At 62.3% G+C, this 18,597-nt stretch carries 18 protein-coding genes; 9 read left to right on the forward strand and 9 right to left on the reverse strand.

All coding sequences use genetic code 11. The features are described 5' to 3' along the window. Positions 1-10 precede the first annotated feature (10 nt). The gene (gene ndk / locus ACVOMF_RS05000) at positions 11-436 is read right to left on the reverse strand and encodes a nucleoside-diphosphate kinase (protein WP_481508278.1); all 426 of its coding nucleotides are present in this window, start codon (positions 434-436) and stop codon (positions 11-13) included. A 209-nt stretch (positions 437-645) separates the two neighbouring features. On the opposite strand from ndk, the gene ACVOMF_RS05005 reads away from it, so the two are divergent. The 3 genes from ACVOMF_RS05005 (at position 646) to ACVOMF_RS05015 (ending at position 4,994) form a co-directional block, all read left to right on the forward strand. Next, positions 646-1,299, forward strand: coding sequence for a TetR/AcrR family transcriptional regulator (locus ACVOMF_RS05005; RefSeq protein ID WP_282267645.1), 654 nt, complete (start codon positions 646-648; stop codon positions 1,297-1,299). A 34-nt stretch (positions 1,300-1,333) separates the two neighbouring features. Further along, positions 1,334-3,706, forward strand: coding sequence for a 3-hydroxyacyl-CoA dehydrogenase/enoyl-CoA hydratase family protein (locus tag ACVOMF_RS05010; RefSeq protein ID WP_481508279.1), 2,373 nt, complete (start codon positions 1,334-1,336; stop codon positions 3,704-3,706). Positions 3,707-3,785: 79 nt separating this feature from the next. Beyond that, positions 3,786-4,994: an acetyl-CoA C-acyltransferase gene (locus ACVOMF_RS05015; protein ID WP_481508280.1), complete on the forward strand. Its 1,209-nt coding sequence runs from the start codon at positions 3,786-3,788 to the stop codon at positions 4,992-4,994. Between the two features lie 309 nt (positions 4,995-5,303). Here ACVOMF_RS05015 and galU read toward each other — a convergent pair whose 3' ends face one another. From galU to cmk, 8 genes are all read right to left on the reverse strand, one after another. Next, entirely contained in the window at positions 5,304-6,182 is an 879-nt protein-coding gene (galU, locus tag ACVOMF_RS05020; RefSeq protein ID WP_481508281.1) for a UTP--glucose-1-phosphate uridylyltransferase GalU, read from the reverse strand. Next, positions 6,182-8,098, reverse strand: a complete 1,917-nt coding sequence (locus tag ACVOMF_RS05025) for a polysaccharide biosynthesis protein (RefSeq protein WP_481508282.1) — start codon at positions 8,096-8,098, stop codon at positions 6,182-6,184. The genes galU and ACVOMF_RS05025 overlap by 1 nt, the downstream gene beginning before the upstream one ends. Before the next feature lie 14 nt (positions 8,099-8,112). Continuing rightward, positions 8,113-9,087: an MraY family glycosyltransferase gene (locus tag ACVOMF_RS05030; protein WP_481508283.1), complete on the reverse strand. Its 975-nt coding sequence runs from the start codon at positions 9,085-9,087 to the stop codon at positions 8,113-8,115. Continuing rightward, positions 9,088-10,266 carry a lipopolysaccharide assembly protein LapB gene (gene lapB / locus ACVOMF_RS05035; RefSeq protein WP_481508284.1) on the reverse strand — a complete coding sequence of 393 codons (1,179 nt, stop codon included), beginning with the start codon at positions 10,264-10,266 and terminating at the stop codon, positions 9,088-9,090. A 6-nt stretch (positions 10,267-10,272) separates the two neighbouring features. Continuing rightward, positions 10,273-10,572, reverse strand: a complete 300-nt coding sequence (locus ACVOMF_RS05040; protein ID WP_481508285.1) for a lipopolysaccharide assembly protein LapA domain-containing protein — start codon at positions 10,570-10,572, stop codon at positions 10,273-10,275. A 96-nt stretch (positions 10,573-10,668) separates the two neighbouring features. Beyond that, positions 10,669-10,974 (reverse strand): integration host factor subunit beta, encoded by a 306-nt coding sequence (locus tag ACVOMF_RS05045; RefSeq protein ID WP_057628209.1) that lies wholly within the window; start codon positions 10,972-10,974, stop codon positions 10,669-10,671. 87 nt (positions 10,975-11,061) lie between these two features. Continuing rightward, entirely contained in the window at positions 11,062-12,747 is a 1,686-nt protein-coding gene (rpsA, locus tag ACVOMF_RS05050; protein ID WP_481508286.1) for a 30S ribosomal protein S1, read from the reverse strand. Between the two features lie 193 nt (positions 12,748-12,940). Further along, positions 12,941-13,615, reverse strand: a complete 675-nt coding sequence (gene cmk / locus ACVOMF_RS05055) for a (d)CMP kinase (protein WP_481508287.1) — start codon at positions 13,613-13,615, stop codon at positions 12,941-12,943. Positions 13,616-13,806: 191 nt separating this feature from the next. Between cmk and ykgO the strand changes: the two genes are divergently transcribed. The 6 genes from ykgO to ACVOMF_RS05085 all read left to right on the forward strand — a co-directional run bounded on the left by ykgO (position 13,807) and on the right by ACVOMF_RS05085 (position 18,463). Further along, positions 13,807-13,932, forward strand: a complete 126-nt coding sequence (ykgO, locus tag ACVOMF_RS05060) for a type B 50S ribosomal protein L36 (protein ID WP_057628212.1) — start codon at positions 13,807-13,809, stop codon at positions 13,930-13,932. A 197-nt stretch (positions 13,933-14,129) separates the two neighbouring features. After that, positions 14,130-14,459, forward strand: coding sequence for a hypothetical protein (locus tag ACVOMF_RS05065; RefSeq protein WP_481508288.1), 330 nt, complete (start codon positions 14,130-14,132; stop codon positions 14,457-14,459). Between the two features lie 69 nt (positions 14,460-14,528). Beyond that, positions 14,529-15,566, forward strand: a complete 1,038-nt coding sequence (locus ACVOMF_RS05070) for an agmatine deiminase family protein (protein WP_481508289.1) — start codon at positions 14,529-14,531, stop codon at positions 15,564-15,566. A gap of 242 nt (positions 15,567-15,808) precedes the next feature. Further along, a complete protein-coding gene (locus tag ACVOMF_RS05075; RefSeq protein ID WP_481508290.1) occupies positions 15,809-16,696 on the forward strand; it encodes a carbon-nitrogen hydrolase in 888 nt (295 codons plus the stop codon). Between the two features lie 11 nt (positions 16,697-16,707). Continuing rightward, entirely contained in the window at positions 16,708-17,238 is a 531-nt protein-coding gene (locus ACVOMF_RS05080; RefSeq protein WP_481508291.1) for an N-acetyltransferase family protein, read from the forward strand. Then, positions 17,231-18,463, forward strand: coding sequence for a TraB/GumN family protein (locus tag ACVOMF_RS05085; RefSeq protein WP_481508292.1), 1,233 nt, complete (start codon positions 17,231-17,233; stop codon positions 18,461-18,463). Before ACVOMF_RS05080 ends, ACVOMF_RS05085 begins: the two co-directional genes overlap by 8 nt. Positions 18,464-18,597 lie beyond the last annotated feature (134 nt).

Below are 18,597 nucleotides of genomic sequence, written 5' to 3' on the forward strand. Positions count from 1 at the left end.
CAACCTCTGATTAACGCGAAACCACTTCGGTGACAGCAAAGAAGTAAGCCACTTCGTTGGCTGCGTTCTCGACCGAATCCGAACCGTGGGCGGCGTTGGCGTCGATCGAATCAGCGAAATCAGCGCGGATGGTGCCCGGCGCTGCGTCCTTCGGGTTGGTGGCGCCCAGCAGGTCGCGGTGGGCCAGGACGGCGTTCTCGCCTTCCAGGGCCTGGATCATCACCGGGCCGGAGATCATGAACTCGACCAGCGCGTTGAAGAACGGACGCTCGCGGTGCACGGCGTAGAAGCCTTCGGCTTCACGGCGCGACAGCTGCTTGTACTTTGCAGCGACAACCTTCAGGCCGGCCTTTTCGAAGCGGGCGTAGATTTCACCGATCACGTTCTTGGCAACGGCGTCGGGCTTGATGATGGAAAGAGTGCGCTCGAGCGCCATGGAAATTCTCCGGTAGTGGGCCGGTCGGCCCGAGGGTACATGAAAAAACCCGCGTGCGGACGCGGGCTTAGCCTGAATTGCGGTGGCTAATTCTACCGGGTGACCCCGGCGTTTGCACAGCGGCAGATGAACGATGCTGCGACGCAGCATGACCCGAGCGGGCGGCCGAGCGTAGGATCCAAACAATCGTTTGATTGATTGAGCCAGCCATGGGCAAACCCGCCAGCTTCTCCACCAAGGACCGCATCCTCGGCGCGGCCGAGGAACTGTTCGCCCAGTACGGCTTTGCCGGCACCTCCCTGCGTCAGGTGACCAGTCACGCCGATGTAAACATTGCTGCGGTCAACTACCACTTCGGGTCCAAGGACAACCTGGTCAATGAAGTTTTCCGCCGCCGCATGGACGAGATGACCGCCGCCCGCCTGGGCCAACTGCAGTTGGCACGCAGCAGCCAGCCCGGCGACCTGCGCGCGGTATTGGCAGCCTTCGTCGAACCGGCGCTGGCCCTGGCCCAGGACCGCCAGAGCGGCGGTGCCTTCGTCCGCGTCATCGCCCGCGCCTATGCGGAGAAGAACGACAACCTGCGCAAGTTTCTGTCCGACCACTACGGCCATGTGCTGCGCGAGTTCGGCAAAGCCATCGACGCCTGCATCCCGGGCCTGAGCAAGGAAGAGCTGTACTGGCGCCTGGACTTCCTGGCCGGTTCGCTGACCTATGCCATGGCCGATTTCGGGCTCATCAAGCGCCCCCACAACATCAGCGAGGCCGAGCACCGCAGCAAGGCCGCGCAGGAATTGATCCATTTCGCCGAAGCCGGGTTCCGCGCCAGCGTGCGTAATCCGACCTCCCCCGTCGTTCCCTGATCCAACCGTCATCGCAGACCAAAGGTTTATCGATATGTCCAATTCCCTGCTTGTCCGCCGCGCCGCCGTTCTTGGCGCAGGCGTCATGGGTGCGCAGATCGCCGCCCACCTGACCAATGCCGGCGTCGACACCGTGCTGTTCGACCTGGCCGCCAAGGAAGGTCCTGCCGACGGCATCGTGCTCAAGGCCATTGCCAACCTCGGCAAGCTGAGCCCAGCCCCGCTGGCCAGCAAGGCGCTGGCTGAAGCCATCACTCCGGCCAATTACGACTCCGGCTTGGAACAGCTGCGCGACTGCGACCTGATCATCGAAGCCATCGCTGAACGGATGGACTGGAAGCAGGACCTGTACAAGAAGATCGCGCCGTTCGTGAACGAGCACGCGGTGCTGGCCTCCAACACCTCGGGGCTGGGCATCAACAAGCTGGCCGACGTGCTGCCGGAAGAACTGCGCCACCGCTTCAGCGGCGTGCATTTCTTCAACCCGCCGCGCTACATGCACCTGGCCGAGCTGATCCCGGCCAAGACCACCGACAAGTCGGTGCTGGAAGGCCTGGAAACCTTCCTGACCACCAATTTGGGCAAGGGCGTGGTCTACGCCAAGGACACCCCGAACTTCATCGGCAACCGCATCGGCGTGTTCTCGATCCTGTCGACCATCCACCACACCCAGCAGTTCGGCCTGGGCTTTGACGAAGTGGACGGCCTGACCGGGCCGCTGGTGGGCCGCCCGAAGTCGGCTACGTATCGCACCTCCGACGTGGTCGGCCTGGACACCATGGCCCACGTCATCAAGACCATGGGCGACACCCTGCCCGACGACCCGTGGCACAAGTACTTCAACGCGCCGGCATGGCTGGGCGCGCTGATCGGCAAGGGTGCACTGGGCCAGAAGGCCGGCGCCGGCATCTTCCGCAAGGTCGGCAAGGACATCATGGTCGTCGACCTTGAGAAGCAGGACTACCGTCCGGCCGATCGCGCGGCCGCACCGGAAGTGGTCGAGATCCTGAAGATCAAGAACCCGGCCGAGAAGTTCGCCAAGCTGCGCGAGAGCCAGCACCCGCACGCGCAGTTCCTGTGGGCGACGTTCCGCGACCTGTTCCACTACAGCGCCTACCACCTGGCCGACATCGCCGAAACCGCGCGCGACGTCGACCTGGCGATCCGCTGGGGTTACGGCTGGTCCTTGGGCCCGTTCGAGACCTGGCAGGCTGCCGGTTGGAAGCAGGTGGCGCAGTGGATCGCCGACGACATCGCGGCCGGCAAGAGCATGAGCAATGCCCCGCTGCCGGCCTGGGTGCTGGACGGCCGTGACGGCGTGCATGCCGCAGAAGGCAGCTACAGCCCGTCGCAGAATGCACTGGTGCCGCGCTCGTCGCTGCCGGTGTACCAGCGCCAGCGCTTCCCGGATGCGCTGCTGGGCGAGAAGTTCGCGCAGGGCGAAACCGTGTTCGAGAACGACGGCATCCGCCTGTGGACCGACGGCGACGGCATCGGCGTCATCAGCTTCAAGACCAAGATGAACACCGTCTCCGACCAGGTCCTGGACGGCATCCAGCACGCGATTGCCTTGTCCGAGAAGCAGTTCAAGGGCGTGGTGATCTGGCAGAACAAGGAGCCCTTCTCCGCCGGTGCCGATCTGTCCGGCGCACTGGGCGCCTTGAAGGCCGGCAAGTTCGCCGAGTTCGAGGCAATGGTGGCCAACTTCCAGCGCACCAGCCAGCGCATCAAGTACGCCACCGTGCCGGTAGTCACTGCAGTGCGTGGCCTGGCGCTGGGCGGCGGCTGCGAATTCCAGATGCATGCTGCCAAGTCGGTTGCGGCGCTGGAGAGCTACATCGGCCTGGTGGAGGCCGGCGTTGGCTTGCTGCCGGCCGGTGGCGGCCTGAAGGAAATCGCCGTGCGTGCCTCGCAGGCGGCCGGCCCGGACGGCGACGTGTTCGCCGAGCTGAAGAAGACCTTCGAAACCGTCGCCATGGCCAAGGTCTCCAACTCGGCAGTCAACGCCAAGGAACTGGGCCTGATGCGCGGCACCGACAAGGTGGTGTTCAACAGCTTCGAGCTGCTGCACATCGCCAAGGCCGAAGTCACCGCGCTGGCCGAAGGCGGCTACCGTCCGCCGATGCCGGCACGCCGCATCCGCGTGGCCGGTGACGTCGGCATCGCCACCTTCAAGATGATGCTGGTCAACATGCTGGAAGGCCGCTTCATCAGCCCCTACGACTACGAGATCGCCGAGCGCATCGCCACCGTGTTGTGCGGCGGCAAGGTCGACCGCAATACCGTGGTCGACGAAGAGTGGCTGCTGACCCTGGAGCGCAAGCACTTCGTCGAACTGGCCCAGCAGGAAAAGACCCAGGCCCGCATCGCGCACATGCTGACCACCGGCAAGCCGCTGCGGAACTGAGTGAGCGTGCCTCGGGGCGGTGCTGCCAGCGCTGCCCTCGCCCGCCCTCACGCTCACACCTATTGAAGAGATCACTGCAATGACCAAGCAAATCCAGGACGCCTACATCGTCGCCGCCACCCGCACCCCGGTTGGCAAGGCGCCCAAGGGCATGTTCCGCAACACCCGTCCGGACGACATGCTCGCCCACGTGCTCCGCTCCGTGGTCGCACAGGCCCCGGGCGTGGACGTCAACCGCATCGACGACGCCATCATCGGCTGCGCCATGCCTGAAGCCGAGCAAGGCATGAACGTGGCGCGCATCGGCGTGCTGCTGGCCGGCCTGCCCAACACCATTGCCGCGCAGACGGTGAACCGTTTCTGCTCGTCCGGCCTGCAGGCCGTTGCGATGGCCGCCGACCAGATCCGTCTGGGCAACAGCGACCTGATGTTGGCCGGCGGCACCGAGTCGATGTCGATGGTGCCGATGATGGGCAACAAGATCGCGATGGCACCGAGCGTGTTCGACAACGACCACGTCGCCATTGCCTACGGCATGGGCATCACTGCCGAGAAGGTCGCCGAGGAATGGAAGGTCTCGCGCGAAGAGCAGGACGCGTTCGCCCTGGCCTCGCACCAGAAGGCCATCGCCGCGATCCAGAACGGCGAGTTCAAGGACGAGATCAGCCCCTACGACATCGTCTCGCACCTGCCTGATCTGGCCGACGGCAAGCGCATCATCACCCGCAACAAGATTGCCGATACCGACGAAGGCCCGCGCCTGGATTCGTCCGCGGAAGGGCTGGCCAAACTGCGTCCGGTGTTCCGCAACGGCCAGTTCGGCGGTTCGGTCACCGCTGGCAACTCCTCGCAGATGAGCGACGGTGCCGGTGCGGTGCTGCTGGCCTCGGAGCAGGCGATCAAGGACTACGGCCTGACCCCGCTTGCCCGCTTCGTCAGCTTCTCGGTCGCCGGCGTGCGCCCGGAAGTGATGGGCATCGGCCCGATCGCGGCGATCCCGAAGGCATTGAAGCAGGCCGGCCTGAGTCAGGACCAGCTGGACTGGATCGAGCTCAACGAAGCCTTCGCCGCGCAGTCGCTGGCGGTCATCCGCGATTGCGGCCTGGACCCGTCCAAGGTCAATCCGCTGGGCGGCGCCATCGCCCTGGGTCACCCGCTGGGTGCCACCGGCGCGATCCGTACCGCCACCCTGCTGCATGGCCTGCGCCGTCGCCAGCAGAAGTACGGCATGGTGACCATGTGTATCGGTACAGGCATGGGCGCTGCGGGTATCTTTGAATCGCTGTAAGCGATTTTCTGCGCTGTTGATTGAAGAAGGCGGTCTTCAGGCCGCCTTCTTTTTGGGTAGTTCATCGCGAAGCCCACCCCCTCTCCCGCAGGGGGAGAGGCGCTACAGCTGCAGTTGCCGGGAATGCCCGCGCTCGCAGCGATTCAAGCCCCTCTCCCCCTGCGGGAGAGGGGGTGGGGAGAGGGGCAGCTCTTCGCGCGGACCTTGCGTGCAGCAGCCCTGCGCCAGAAACAGAAAAGCAGCCTTGCGGCTGCTTCTCCACTCCACCCGACTGACAGAAGACGTCAGCCTCCAGATTATTCCCGCCGCTTACTCCGCCAGCATCTTCTGCATCGCCGCGCGTGCCGGCCCAGCCAGCTTTTCATTCTCCAGCGCAAAACGCACGGTCGCCTCAATCAGGCCCAGATGGGTACCGCAGTCAAAACGCGTACCCTCAAAGCGGTACGCATCCACCTGCTCGATCTTGAGCAGCTGTGCAATCGCATCGGTCAGCTGGATCTCGCCACCGGCACCAGTACCGGTAGCTTCAAGCAACTCAAAGATCTTCGGGCTGAGCACATAGCGGCCAACAACCGCCAGGTCGCTCGGCGCATCTTCCGGCTTGGGCTTCTCGACGATCTGGGTGATATGCCCTTTGCGACCATCGAATTTATCAGTCGCAACGATGCCGTAGCTACCGGTTTTGTCATGCGGCACGTCTTCCACCGCAATGACACTGGCACCGCTGGCTTCGTTGAGGTCAGCCATCTGCTTGAGCGCGCCTTCGCCGCGATTCCAGATCAGGTCGTCAGGCAGCAGCACGGCGAACGGCTCGTCACCGACAATTGCCTTGGCACAAAGCACAGCATGACCGAGCCCCAAGGCCTCAGTCTGGGTCACGAACACCGCACGCACGCCCTTGGGCAGTACGTGGCGGATCAGTTCCAACTGCTCCTGCTTGCCTGCACGTTCGAGCTTCTGTTCCAGCTCGTAAGCCTTGTCGAAGTAGTCGGCCACCGCATGCTTGTAGCGGTTGGTGACGAAGATCAGCGTATCGCAACCGGCCTCAATCGCCTCATCCACCGCGTACTGGATCAGTGGCCTATCGATGATCGGAAGCATTTCCTTCGGCACGGTTTTTGTGGCTGGCAGGAACCTCGTTCCAAGGCCAGCAACGGGAAACACTGCTTTCCTAATTCGAGCTTGCATCAGTGACTTCTTCCAGCCTCTTTTGGGTTGGGAAACGGAACGATGTTGGCTCTGCCCGTCTGCCCCGCTGCGTCTTCCGCAGACATGAATTCGGGAATGGTTGTCGCAAGGATATTACGCATCGCCTCGATGTCATAGGCCGCAACCGCCTTCCTTAGCGCCGTCACGTTGTTCAACACCAGCTCGGGAGAGAACTCGCGCACCCCGGCAGCCAATACTTTCGGGTGCGCCGTCGGCTGGCAATTTTCGTCGGCGTAGAACAAGCTCTCATGCAGCTTCTCACCTGGGCGCAAACCGGTGTAGAGGATCGGAATATCGATCCCAGGCTGCTTGCCCGCCAGCCGGATCATCTGTTCGGCAAGGTGGCGGATGAACACGGGCTCGCCCATGTCCAACATATAGATCGCACCGCGTGAAGACGATGCCGCCGCCTGCAGAATCAGCAGACAGGCCTCCGGAATCGTCATGAAATAACGACTTACGTCGGGATGAGTGACAGTAATCGGGCCGCCCTTGCGGATCTGCTCACGGAACATCGGCACCACGCTCCCCACCGAGCCCAGCACATTGCCAAAGCGGACGGTGACGAAGCGGGTGTGGGCACTGCGCCGATTCAAGCTTTGGCAGATCATCTCGGCGTAGCGCTTGGTTGCACCCAGCGCATTGGCCGGATCAACCGCCTTGTCGGTGGAAATGAACACGAAGTTCTCAACCCGCGACTCAATACAGGCGGTTGCAACACACTCGGTCGACAGGGTGTTGTTGCGCACAGCTTCACGCAACTGTGCCTCCAGCAGGGGCACCTGCTTGTAAGCCGCTGCATGGAACACGGTATCCGGATTGTAACTGCGCAGCGCGTGCCGGATGACTGCAGGATCACCGCAATCGCCGAGCACGCCATGGACCTCCATATCCGGGAAGCTCCTGTTCAGTTCCGCCTGGATGTTGATCATCAGCAATTCGCTGATTTCCAGGACCACGATGCGCGATACACCGTGCCGCGCACATTGGCGACAAAGTTCCGAACCAATCGAGCCGCCGCCGCCAGTCACCAACACCGTACGTCCGCGCAGCCAACTGCGCAACAGCTCCCAGTCCGGCAGGATGGGCTTGCGCCCAAGCAGATCCTCGATGGCGACTTCTTTGAGCTGGCCCGGCAGCGAGCTGCCTTCCAGAATATCGGTCAAACGCGGAACCGTGCGGAACGGCAAGCCGGTACTTTCGCAAAGCGCAACCACGCGCTGCATACCTGCCGCATCAAGCGTTGGAATAGCAATAACCAGAAGTTTGGCGCTGGTCTCCCTGGCAACCACCGCAACCTCGTCCAAGGTGCCGAGAATTGCCGCGCCGTGCAACCAGGCTCCCTGTAGATGGGGCGAGTCATCCAGCAAACCCACCGGTTCATAGTCGCCAGAACGACGCAGGTCCTTGATCAATGATTCAGCTGCCTGGCCGGCCCCCAGCACCAGCACGCGCCGTGCACGAGCATCCGAATGCTGCGCCTGATAATCCTTCCAGGCACGGTAAAGCAGACGAGGCCCACCCAACATCGCAGACAACGCGAACGGGTAGACCACCAAGACAGAAATGGGAATGCCTTCCAAACGACGGTAGGAGAACACCACAACTATCGCCAACAGCCCGATGAAACTGGCCTTGAAGATGTTGATCAGATCGGCAACCGACGCAAATCGCCACAGGCCTCGGTACAGCCCAACCCTCCAGAAGGCGACCGCCTGGATCGCAATGACTGCCGCAACATCAAGCGAGAACCACGGATGCACAGGACCGGCATCCAGCAAGGCAAAGCGCGCCATCAGCAGCAACTGCCAGCACACCCACACCATGACCAGGTCGTGCAGCATCACCGCGTAGCGTGGACCACCGCCTACAAAGCGCTCGAACCAAGACGCCATAGAAAACTCTGTCCTTAATTAAGTGCCTTAGCACGCAGGAACGCCCATGCCAGTGCCGTAGCAACCAGCCAGGCAACACCCCCTGCCCACCCCCAACCTAGGGGAAGCCTTGAAAATTCCGCTGCAAGTGTAAGCCCCACAACACTGAAGAGCGAATAGCCCAGCGTAACAGCTGCGTGACTGTATTCACGTTTCACGAAGCGCTGATAAAGATGCTGGGTGTGCGGCTGCATCCAAGGCTCGCCTTTCAGCATGCGTGACAACAGAGTGAAGCCCGAATCAGCCAGAAATGCCGCTGGCAGCATCAGCCACAGTACCGGCGCTGCGTCGGTAACACTCAGCCCAAGCGCCAGCAGACCCGCCACCAGATAGCCGAGCGCGCCACTGCCAACGTCGCCCATGAAGATCCGAGCCCGCGGGAAGTTGAACGGCAAGAACCCCGCACAGCCAGCTGCCAGTACCCAGCCGGCCAACGCATAGGGCACAGGCAGCAACCACGCCGAGCCCAGCCCGACCAGAATGGCCTGGGTAGTGGCCAAGCCATTGATGCCATCCATGAAGTTCCAGATGTTCACCAGCGACACAGCCAGCCCAAAACAGAACACCGCTTTCAGCAGACTACCGGTGCCCAACCAGACCAAGACCGCGAGTATCAACCCGGCCAATAGATGGACGCACAAACGCGGCAACGCAGGCAGCGAACGGTGATCGTCCCACCAGCCAATCCCTGCCACCATCAACAGGCCCAGCGCGTACACCAGCAGAACAAGCGCATGACCAGGCAACAACAGCGCACCCAGAACACAGGCCAGCAACTGCGAAACCACAATGCCGACACCACCACCACGTGGGGTCGACACGTTGTGACTGCGCCGCTCACCGGGCTGATCAATCAATTGCCGCCAACGCGCGTAGCGGATCGCCAGCCAAGTCACCGCCGCTGCTATAAGCAATACCAGCAGTACCACCCAGTAATGCGGTTCCAGCACTCAGAGCACCGCAAAGTTCAATAGCGGCTTGACCGTACCCCACTCCTTGCAACTGGGACATTGCCAGTGGTGCGTACGCGCACCAAAGCCGCAGCGCGTGCAACGATAGGCCGGGTTGCGGACCAGCAATTGATCGGTAATGTGCTTCAGATCCTGCAACGTCGCGACCGGATCAGCACCTTCGGCCAAGGTCAGGTCGATCAAGGCGGACTCGCCCCGCACCGATGGCCGATCCTTGAGCTGGCGCCCGAGGTAGGCACGCGCAGGCGCCGGCCCTTCCTGCTCCTCCATCAAGCGGGTCAGCGCCAGTACCGGTGCGATGCCGCGATAGTGCTCGGTCATCTCCGCCAGGAACGCGCGGGCGCCGGCGAGATCACCAACATTGCGGTAGTTCTTCAGCAGCTGTGGCAGGATCTCGGGCAGGTAGTCCGGGTCATTGCGTGCCGCCCGCTCAAACGCGCGCACCGCCGCCTCGTCATTGCCAAAATCACTTTCCAGACGACCTTCGATGATGCCGGCGCGCACGCTCATCGCATCAGCGACATTGGCCCGATTGATCGCCGCACGTGCATCATCCAGCCGCCCGGCCGCGCGGTAGCGCTCGGCCAGTTCGCATTCAAACTGCCCGATCAGCTTGCCCATCGGCTCGTCGGTAACCGCTTCATAGCGGGTTGCGTTCTCGATGGCCTTTTCCCAATCGCGCTCGGCCTGATAGATGCCGATCAGATGCTTCAAGGCCTGCGGGGCACGCTGATCGAGCTGCGCCAACTCGGTGAATACGGTTTCGGCGCGATCCAGCAGGCCGGACTTCATATAGTCCTCGCCGAGCGCAAGCAATGCCTGCACGCGCTGCGTATCACTCAGATCATTGCGGTTGACCAGCCCTTGATGCAGGCGGATCGCACGATCCACTTCGCCACGGCGGCGGAACAGATGTCCCAACGCAACCTGGGTTTCGAAGGTTTCCTTGTCCAGCTCTGCAATGTGCAGGAACAACTCGATGGCCTTGTCCGGCTGCTCGTTGAGCAGATAGTTCAAGCCACGGAAATAGGTACTGGAAAGTCGAGTGACCTGATTCTCGCTGTGGCGCTGGCCACTGCGGCGACCAATCACCCAGCCGGCGATCGCGGCAACCGGCAGGCACAGGAAAAACCAGAACCACTCACTGATGAAGTCCATCGTTGCTCAGCGTCCGTCAAAAGGAGAAGGCGTCTGCGCGACAGGCGCAGCAGGCTCGGATGCCGTTACGGCGGCCGCTTTATTGGCGCGGCGCAGCTTGGTGTACATCGGTACCACAAGAGCTGCCATCACCATGCCACCGCCCACCAGGGCGCCGAGCAACAGCGATGCAATGATTGCGATCCCCGAGGTGGTCTTGAGCACCCAGAACGCAAGGCTGATTTCGATGGGCTGCGAGTTGAGCGAGCCGATCACCAGGCCACCTATCAACACCGCCAGCAGAATCACTAATCGAACGGTCTTCATGCGCCGGCTTACTCCTGTTACAAGAGCCCGTAGCTTACCGTTCGGCGGAAAAAATGGCAGCAGTCAATCTGCTGCGCAACACCCAGCATGGATCACTCAGGCAGGATCGCTTTCCAACGGGACCACCGAGCTCACGCGTTCGCGCAGCTCCTTGCCCGGCTTGAAATGCGGCACATGCTTGCCCGGCAGCGCAACCGACTCGCCCGTCTTCGGGTTACGGCCCAGGCGCGGCGGGCGGTAATGCAGGGAAAAACTACCGAAACCGCGGATCTCGATGCGGTCACCGGAGGACAGCGCCCCACCCATCATTTCCAGCAACGACTTCACCGCCAGATCGACATCATCAGCCTTCAGGTGCGCCTGGTGGCGCGCGAGGATTTCGATCAATTCGGATTTGGTCATTGCGTACTCGTCAATGGCAGGGTCTTACCCTGAAACGGCCCCGACTGAAGTCCGGGCCGCCAGGTCAAATATACAACAGGAAGCCGATTACTCGGACTTGTTGCCGTTCAGCTGTGCACGCAGCAGCGCGCCCAGCTGGGTGGTGCCGCTGGAAGCCGAAGAGGACTGGTATTCCTCCAGCACTTCGCGCATTTCGGCATCATCCTTGGCCTTGATCGACAGCTGCAGGGTACGGCCCTTGCGGTCCATGCCCACGAACTTGGCTTCGACCTTGTCGCCGACCTTCAGGAACTGGGTCGCGTCGTCGACGCGCTCGTTGGCAACGTCACGTGCCGAAACGTAGCCTTCGATGCCGTCAGCCAGCTCGATGGTTGCGCCCTTGGCATCAACTTCCTTCACGACGCCTTCAACCTTCGAACCCTTCGGGTTGGCAGCCATGTACTGACCGAACGGGTCCTGCTCAAGCTGCTTGACGCCCAGCGAGATGCGCTCGCGCTCCGGATCGACGGCCAGGACCACTGCGTCCAGGGTGTCGCCCTTCTTGAAGTTGCGAACCACGTCTTCGCCGGTGGTGTTCCAGCTGATGTCCGACAGGTGAACCAGGCCGTCGATGCCGCCGTCCAGACCGATGAAGATACCGAAATCGGTGATCGACTTGATCTGGCCGGAAACCTTGTCGCCCTTCTTGAAGATGGCGGCGAAGGTTTCCCACGGGTTGGCAGCAACCTGCTTCATGCCCAGCGAGATACGACGACGCTCTTCATCAACGTCCAGCACCATCACTTCGACTTCATCACCAACCTGGACAACCTTGGACGGGTTGACGTTCTTGTTGGTCCAATCCATCTCGGACACGTGCACCAGGCCTTCGACGCCCGGCTCGATCTCAACGAACGCGCCGTAATCGGTCACGTTGGAGACCTTGCCGAACACGCGGCTGTTGGCCGGGTAACGACGTGCGATGTTGTCCCACGGATCCTCGCCCAGCTGCTTCAGGCCCAGCGAAACGCGGTTGCGCTCGCGGTCGAACTTCAGCACGCGCACGTCCAGCTCGTCGCCGACATTCACGACTTCGGACGGATGGCGCACGCGCTTCCATGCCATGTCGGTGATGTGCAGCAGGCCGTCGATACCGCCCAGGTCCACGAATGCGCCGTAATCGGTCAGGTTCTTGACGACACCCTTCAGGATTGCGCCTTCCTGCAGCTTGTCCATCAGCTGCTCGCGCTCTTCCGAGTGCTCGCTCTCGACAACTGCACGACGCGACACGACCACGTTGTTACGCTTGCGGTCCAGCTTGATGAGCTTGAACTCCAGCTCCTTGCCTTCCAGGTAGGCCGGGTCGCGCACGGGGCGCACATCGACCAGCGAACCAGGCAGGAATGCGCGGACATCCTTGATGTCCACGGTGAAACCACCCTTGACCTTGCCGCTGATGCGGCCGGTGATGGTTTCGTTCTTTTCCAACGCTTCTTCCAGCTCGTCCCACACCATGGCGCGCTTTGCCTTCTCGCGCGACAGGATGGTTTCGCCGAAGCCGTTTTCGATCGAGTCCAGTGCAACCTTTACCTGGTCGCCCACGCCCACATCGATTTCACCAGCGTCGTTACGGAACTGTTCGATCGGCACGATGCCTTCGGACTTCAGGCCGGCGTTGATCACGACCACGTCGCCGCGGACTTCAACGACGGTACCGATAACGATGGCACCGGGCTTCAGCTTGGCCAGATTGGCCTGACTGGCTTCAAACAGTTCTGCAAATGATTCGGTCATTAGATTTACTCAGTTGAACATATGGACAGCGGATCTGTTGCGAAAACCCGTACTGTCCAGCCTGTTGGACGACCCCATGACAGCGGCCGAATGTGAATGAAAAAGCCCACCACGCACCATTGCGCAGCGGGTTGTTGCAACATCTTTGCTACGACTGCGATCGATCAACTGATCGCACTCAACGCTGCGAGGATCAGGCTTCCTTGGAAACCAGACCCAGCACCTTGGCAACGACGTCGTCGATGCCAATACCGCTGGTGTCGATGAGGATGGCGTCATCGGCCGGCCTCAGGGGCGCCACTGCGCGCTGTGCATCACGGGCGTCGCGGGCCATGATCTCACGCAGGAGGTCTTCAAAGTTAACCGAAACCCCTTTTTCTTTCAACTGTTTATGCCGCCGCTCGGCCCGCTCCTCAGCACTCGCAGTCAGGAAAACCTTGAATGGGGCGTCCGGGAAGATGACGGTCCCCATGTCGCGACCATCGGCCACCAATCCGGGCAAAATCCTGAATGCGCGCTGACGCTCCTTCAGCGCAGCCCGTACCTCGGGAATGGCCGCAATGGCCGAGGCCAGGGCACCAGTGGTCTCCAGGCGCAGCTCGTCGGTGGCATCGCTGCCATTGACCAGTACCCGCAGACTTTCGCCTTGCTCCACGAACTGCACCTTGGTATCAAAGGTGCAGCGCACCAGCGCCGAGGCGTCGGAGGTATCGATGTCAGCCCAACTGGCAGCTACACCCACCGCGCGATACAGCGCACCGGAGTCCAGGTAATGCCAGCCCAGCTGGCGGGCAACGATGCGACTGACGGTACCCTTGCCGGCCCCGGACGGGCCATCAATGGTAAGAACGGGGGGCAGCTGGCTCATTTAAAGGCCTGTCTGGAACGAGAATCGGGCTATTCTAACGCCCCGCACCGCCCTGCCTGCACCCGTTTGCATGCAAACACTTGAACTGGCGCAGAAATACCCAGTAGAATGGCGGGCTTGAACGGGCGTTATCCTGCATATCCGCGGCCACGCTCCTAAGATCTCCTTACCAGTATCCGCCGAGGTATGCCATGAAAGTTCTGTCCTCCCTGAAGTCGGCGAAGACCCGTCACCGTGATTGCAAAGTTGTGCGCCGTCGCGGCAAGATCTTCGTGATCTGCAAGTCGAACCCGCGCTTCAAGGCTCGCCAGCGCTGAGCCAACTGGCGCAAGCCAGCGCTTGGTCCGCAAGGATCGAGCAACGCCAAAAAGCCGCCCTTGGGCGGCTTTTTGCGTACCGGGCCAAGTGCCGTAATGATGCATTGCTGACTGCGTGCAGCAATAACGGCGCAGGACTGCACTTTCGTCGCCATTTTTTGCTGTAATCGCAGCCTGTCCTCTGGGGAGATGTGACCATGAAGCACGCATTCAAGATTTTGAGCCTGATCGCCGTACTGGCTGCCGCACCGGCGGTGCACGCTGACACCTTGTTGATTGAACGCGCACAGGAAAAGCCAGCCCAGGCCATTCCGGCCCGCGGCCAGAGCATGGCCGAGGTAGAAGCCCGCTTCGGCGCGCCCAGCGAACGTATGGACCCGCGCGGCGGCCAGAAGCGTCAATGGCCGACCATCAACCGCTGGGTCTACCCGGCGTTTACCGTGTACTTCGAAAAGCAGCGCGTGATCGATGTGGTGGCCCGCCAGGCCAGCCCGGATGAAGTCGGGCCCAAGCCACCGATCCGCTGAACCCTTTCCAGGCAGCAGGCCCCGGCCTGCTGCACCAACGCCCTAACGGGCCGAATGTATCCGAGAAGAATGAACGAAACGCTCCGCTTTCCAGCCGAATGGGAAACCCAGTCCGGCGTATTGATCGCCTGGCCGAACGCCGACACCGACTGGGCCGAGCGCCTGGCCGAAGTCGAGGAAACCTACATCGCGCTGGTCAGCGCCATCACCCGCTACCAGCCGGTGCTGATCTGCGTGGCCGATGACGACATCGAGACCTACGCGGAAATGCGCCTGCGCTCCAACCGCGTGGACATGGATCGCGTGCAGTTCGTCACCGCGCCTTACGACGACACCTGGCTGCGCGACTCCGGCCCGATCACCCTCAAGCGCGCCGACGGCAGCTTCCAGCTGCTGGACTTCCGTTTCACTGGCTGGGGTGGCAAGTTCGAGGCCAGCCTCGATGACCAACTGGTCGGGGTGCTCGACCAGGCGCAGGTGTTCAACAACGCGCAGGTCCGCAGCAGTCCGTTCGCACTGGAAGGCGGTGCCATTGACACCGACGGCGCCGGCACCTTGCTGACCACCTGGAAGTGCCTGCACGAACGCCACCCGGAACGCGAGCGCGATTCGCTCAGCGCCGACATGGCCAGCTGGATGCAGCAGGACCGCGTGCTGTGGCTGGACCACGGCTACCTGGAAGGCGACGACACCGACGCGCACATCGATACCCTCGCCCGCTTTGCCTCGGCCGACAGCATCGTTTACCAGAACTGCGACGATCCGCAGGACTCGCATTACGCCGAACTGCAGGCCATGGGCGCCGAACTGGCCGCACTGCGCACCAGCGACGGCAAGCCTTACCGCCTGTTCCCGCTGCCCTGGGCCGAGCCGGTTCTGGACGAAGGCCGCCGCCTGGCAGCCTCGTACGCCAATTTCCTGATCATCAATGGCGCGGTACTGATGCCGGCCTATGGCGACGCCGCCGATGATGCCGCGCGTGATGTACTTGCCCAGGCCTTCCCGGACCGCGAGATCGTGCAGGTCCCCTGCCGCTCGCTGATCTGGCAGAACGGCAGCCTGCACTGCATCACCATGCAGCTGCCAGCCGGCCTGCTGAAGAACTAATCGCTGCACCTGTAGTGCCGAGCCATGCTCGGCAGGGGCTTCACCAGCGAAACGCCGCCCTCACCCCAACCCCTCTCCCGCAAGCGGGAGAGGGGCTCAAGCCGTAGAGCCGAGCATGGCTCGGCTCTACCTGAGAAGCGCAGGCAACCGCATGCGCGCCGCAGCTCCTTCCGTTCAGCCCAGACAGCATTGCCAACGCGCATCCGCGTTAACATGCGCGTTTTCCCCCGCAGGATCGCAGCATGAACTCGCGCAGCCCTCTTACCGTCGCCCTGGTGCAGGAACGAAACCACGGTGATGCCGCCGCCAACCTGGCCGTGATTGATGCGCGCGTAGCCGAGGCTGCCGCACAGGGCGCGAAACTGGTACTGCTGCAGGAACTGCACAACGGCGCGTACTTCTGCCAGCACGAATCGGTGGACGAGTTCGACCTGGCCGAGCCGATCCCCGGCCCCAGCACCGAACATCTGGGCGCGCTGGCCAAGAAGCATGGCGTGGTCATCGTCGGCTCGTTGTTCGAGCGTCGCGCTGCTGGCCTGTACCACAACACCGCCGTGGTCTTCGAGAAAGACGGCACCTTGCTGGGCAAGTACCGCAAGATGCACATCCCCGACGACCCGGGCTTCTACGAGAAGTTCTACTTCACCCCCGGCGACATCGGCTTCAAGCCGATCGAGACCTCGGTGGGTCGCCTCGGCGTGCTGGTCTGCTGGGACCAGTGGTATCCGGAAGCCGCCCGCCTGATGGCGCTGGCCGGTGCCGAACTGCTGCTCTACCCGACCGCGATCGGCTGGGACCCGGACGACGTGCAGGACGAGAAGAACCGCCAGCGCGATGCCTGGGTGCTGAGCCACCGCGGCCATGCCGTCGCCAACGGCGTGCCGGTACTGAGCTGCAACCGCGTCGGCCACGAAGCCTCGCCGCTGGGCGCGTCCGGCATCAACTTCTGGGGCAACAGCCACGTGCTCGGCCCGCAGGGTGAATTCATCGCCGAAGCCGGCACCGACCCCACCCTGCTGGTCTGCGACGTCGACCTGCAGCGCAGCGAGCACGTCCGCCGGATCTGGCCGTTCCTGCGTGATCGCCGCATCGATGCTTACGGCGATCTGCTCAAGCGCTACATCGACTGACCGGACCCGACATGAGCCTGCAACTGCGTCCCGCAACACCTGCTGATATCCCGGCCATCACCGCGATCTACGCGGTGGAGGTGCGCGAGCTGGTCAACACCTACGAATACGAGGTGCCCAGCGCAGCGGACATGGCGCAGCGCATGCAGGACATCACTGCACGCGGCTTTCCCTACCTCGTCGCCACCATCAACGACGAGGTAGCCGGTTACGCCTATGCCAACAGCTACCGTGCCCGCATCGCCTATCAATGGACCGTGGAGAACTCGATCTATGTCGATGGTCGTTTCCAGGGCAAAGGCGTTGGCAAGGCCTTGATGCAGGCCTTGATCGACGAATGCACCGCACGCGGCTTCCGGCAGATGATCGCGGTGATCGGCGAACCAACCAATACCGCGTCGATCAAGCTGCATGAGCGTTTCGGCTTCGAGCTGGTTGGCGTGTTCCGCGGCCTTGGCCGCAAGCACGGGCGCTGGCTGGACACGGTACAGATGCAACGCGCGCTAGGCGACGGTGCCGACAGCGCCCCATCCAATGAATGAAGCAATGACTGAATCCTCTATCGAAACCGGCGGCGAACTGCTGGCCGGCCAGCCTGTACGCGTGGTTGAACGCGACGGCGTGCGCTACACCTTGCTGGGCACTGCCCACGTCTCTGCAGCCAGCGTACAAGCAGTTGAGCAGGCCATCGCCAGCGGCCAGTACGACGCAGTCGCAGTCGAACTGGACCCGCAGCGCCTGCAGGCGCTGACCAACCCCAATGCCTTGGCACAGCTGGATCTGGTCGAAGTGATCCGCAAGGGCCGCGTGGCATTGTTTGCCGCCAACCTCGCGCTGGCCGCTTACCAGCGCCGTCTCGCCGAGCAATTGGGGATCGAACCCGGTGCTGAACTGAAGCGCGCGGTGGAACTGGCCAAGGCCAACGACCTGCCGGTACACCTGATCGACCGCGATGTCGGCCTGACCTTCCGCCGCGCCTCACAGAGCCTGGGCTTCTTCGGCAAGATCAAGCTGGTGATGGGACTGGGTGCTGGCCTGTTCTCCTCGGAAGACGTCGGCGAAGACGAAATTGAGAAGCTCAAACAGGGCGATATGCTGGAGTCGAGCTTCGGCGAGTTCGCCAATGAAAGCCCGGCGCTGTACCAGGCCATCATCGGCGAGCGTGACCGCTACATGGCCACGCGCCTGCGCGAAGAGCACAGCAGCGAGCAGCGCAATGTGCTGGCAGTTGTTGGCGCGGGTCACCTTGCTGGGTTGGCCCGCTATCTGGAAACCGATACCGAGGCACCCGGCCCGCTTCGCGAGCAGTTGGAGTCGGTGCCGAAGAAGCGCAACATCCCGTGGATCACGCTGGGCATCCTGGCCATCGTGCTGGGCGGCATTGGCTTTGGCTTCTGGAAGGGCGGCATGGGCATGGGTGCCGACATGCTGCTGACCTGGGCGATGTTCACCGGCGGCCTGGCTGGCTTGGGCGCGCTGCTCGCTGCCAGCCATCCGCTGAGCATTCTGACCGCGATTGTGGTCGCGCCGTTCAAGCCCTTCCGTTTGAGCATTCCCACCGGTGCGTTTTCGGCGCTGGTAGAGACGCGGCTGCGCAAGCCCACGTATCAGGACTTCCTACAACTGCGTGACGATGCGCAGAGCGTGAAAGGTTGGTACCGGAATCGCGTTACCCGCATCGTGTTGACTTTCATGCTGACCAATTTGGGCAGCATGCTGGGGCTATGGCTTACCGGTTTCAGTGTTTATGGAAAGTTGGCTGGGTGAGGCCTTTGCGGCTTCGGCTTTGAGGCCTTTGCTTTGAGCTTTGGTTTAAAAGCTGTAAATGCTTTAAAAGCTTAGAAGCACCCTCACCCCTACCCCTCCCCCGCATGCGGGAGAGGGGACTAGCTCTCCTGAAT

Source organism: Stenotrophomonas sp. STEN022 (genome assembly GCF_056760155.1).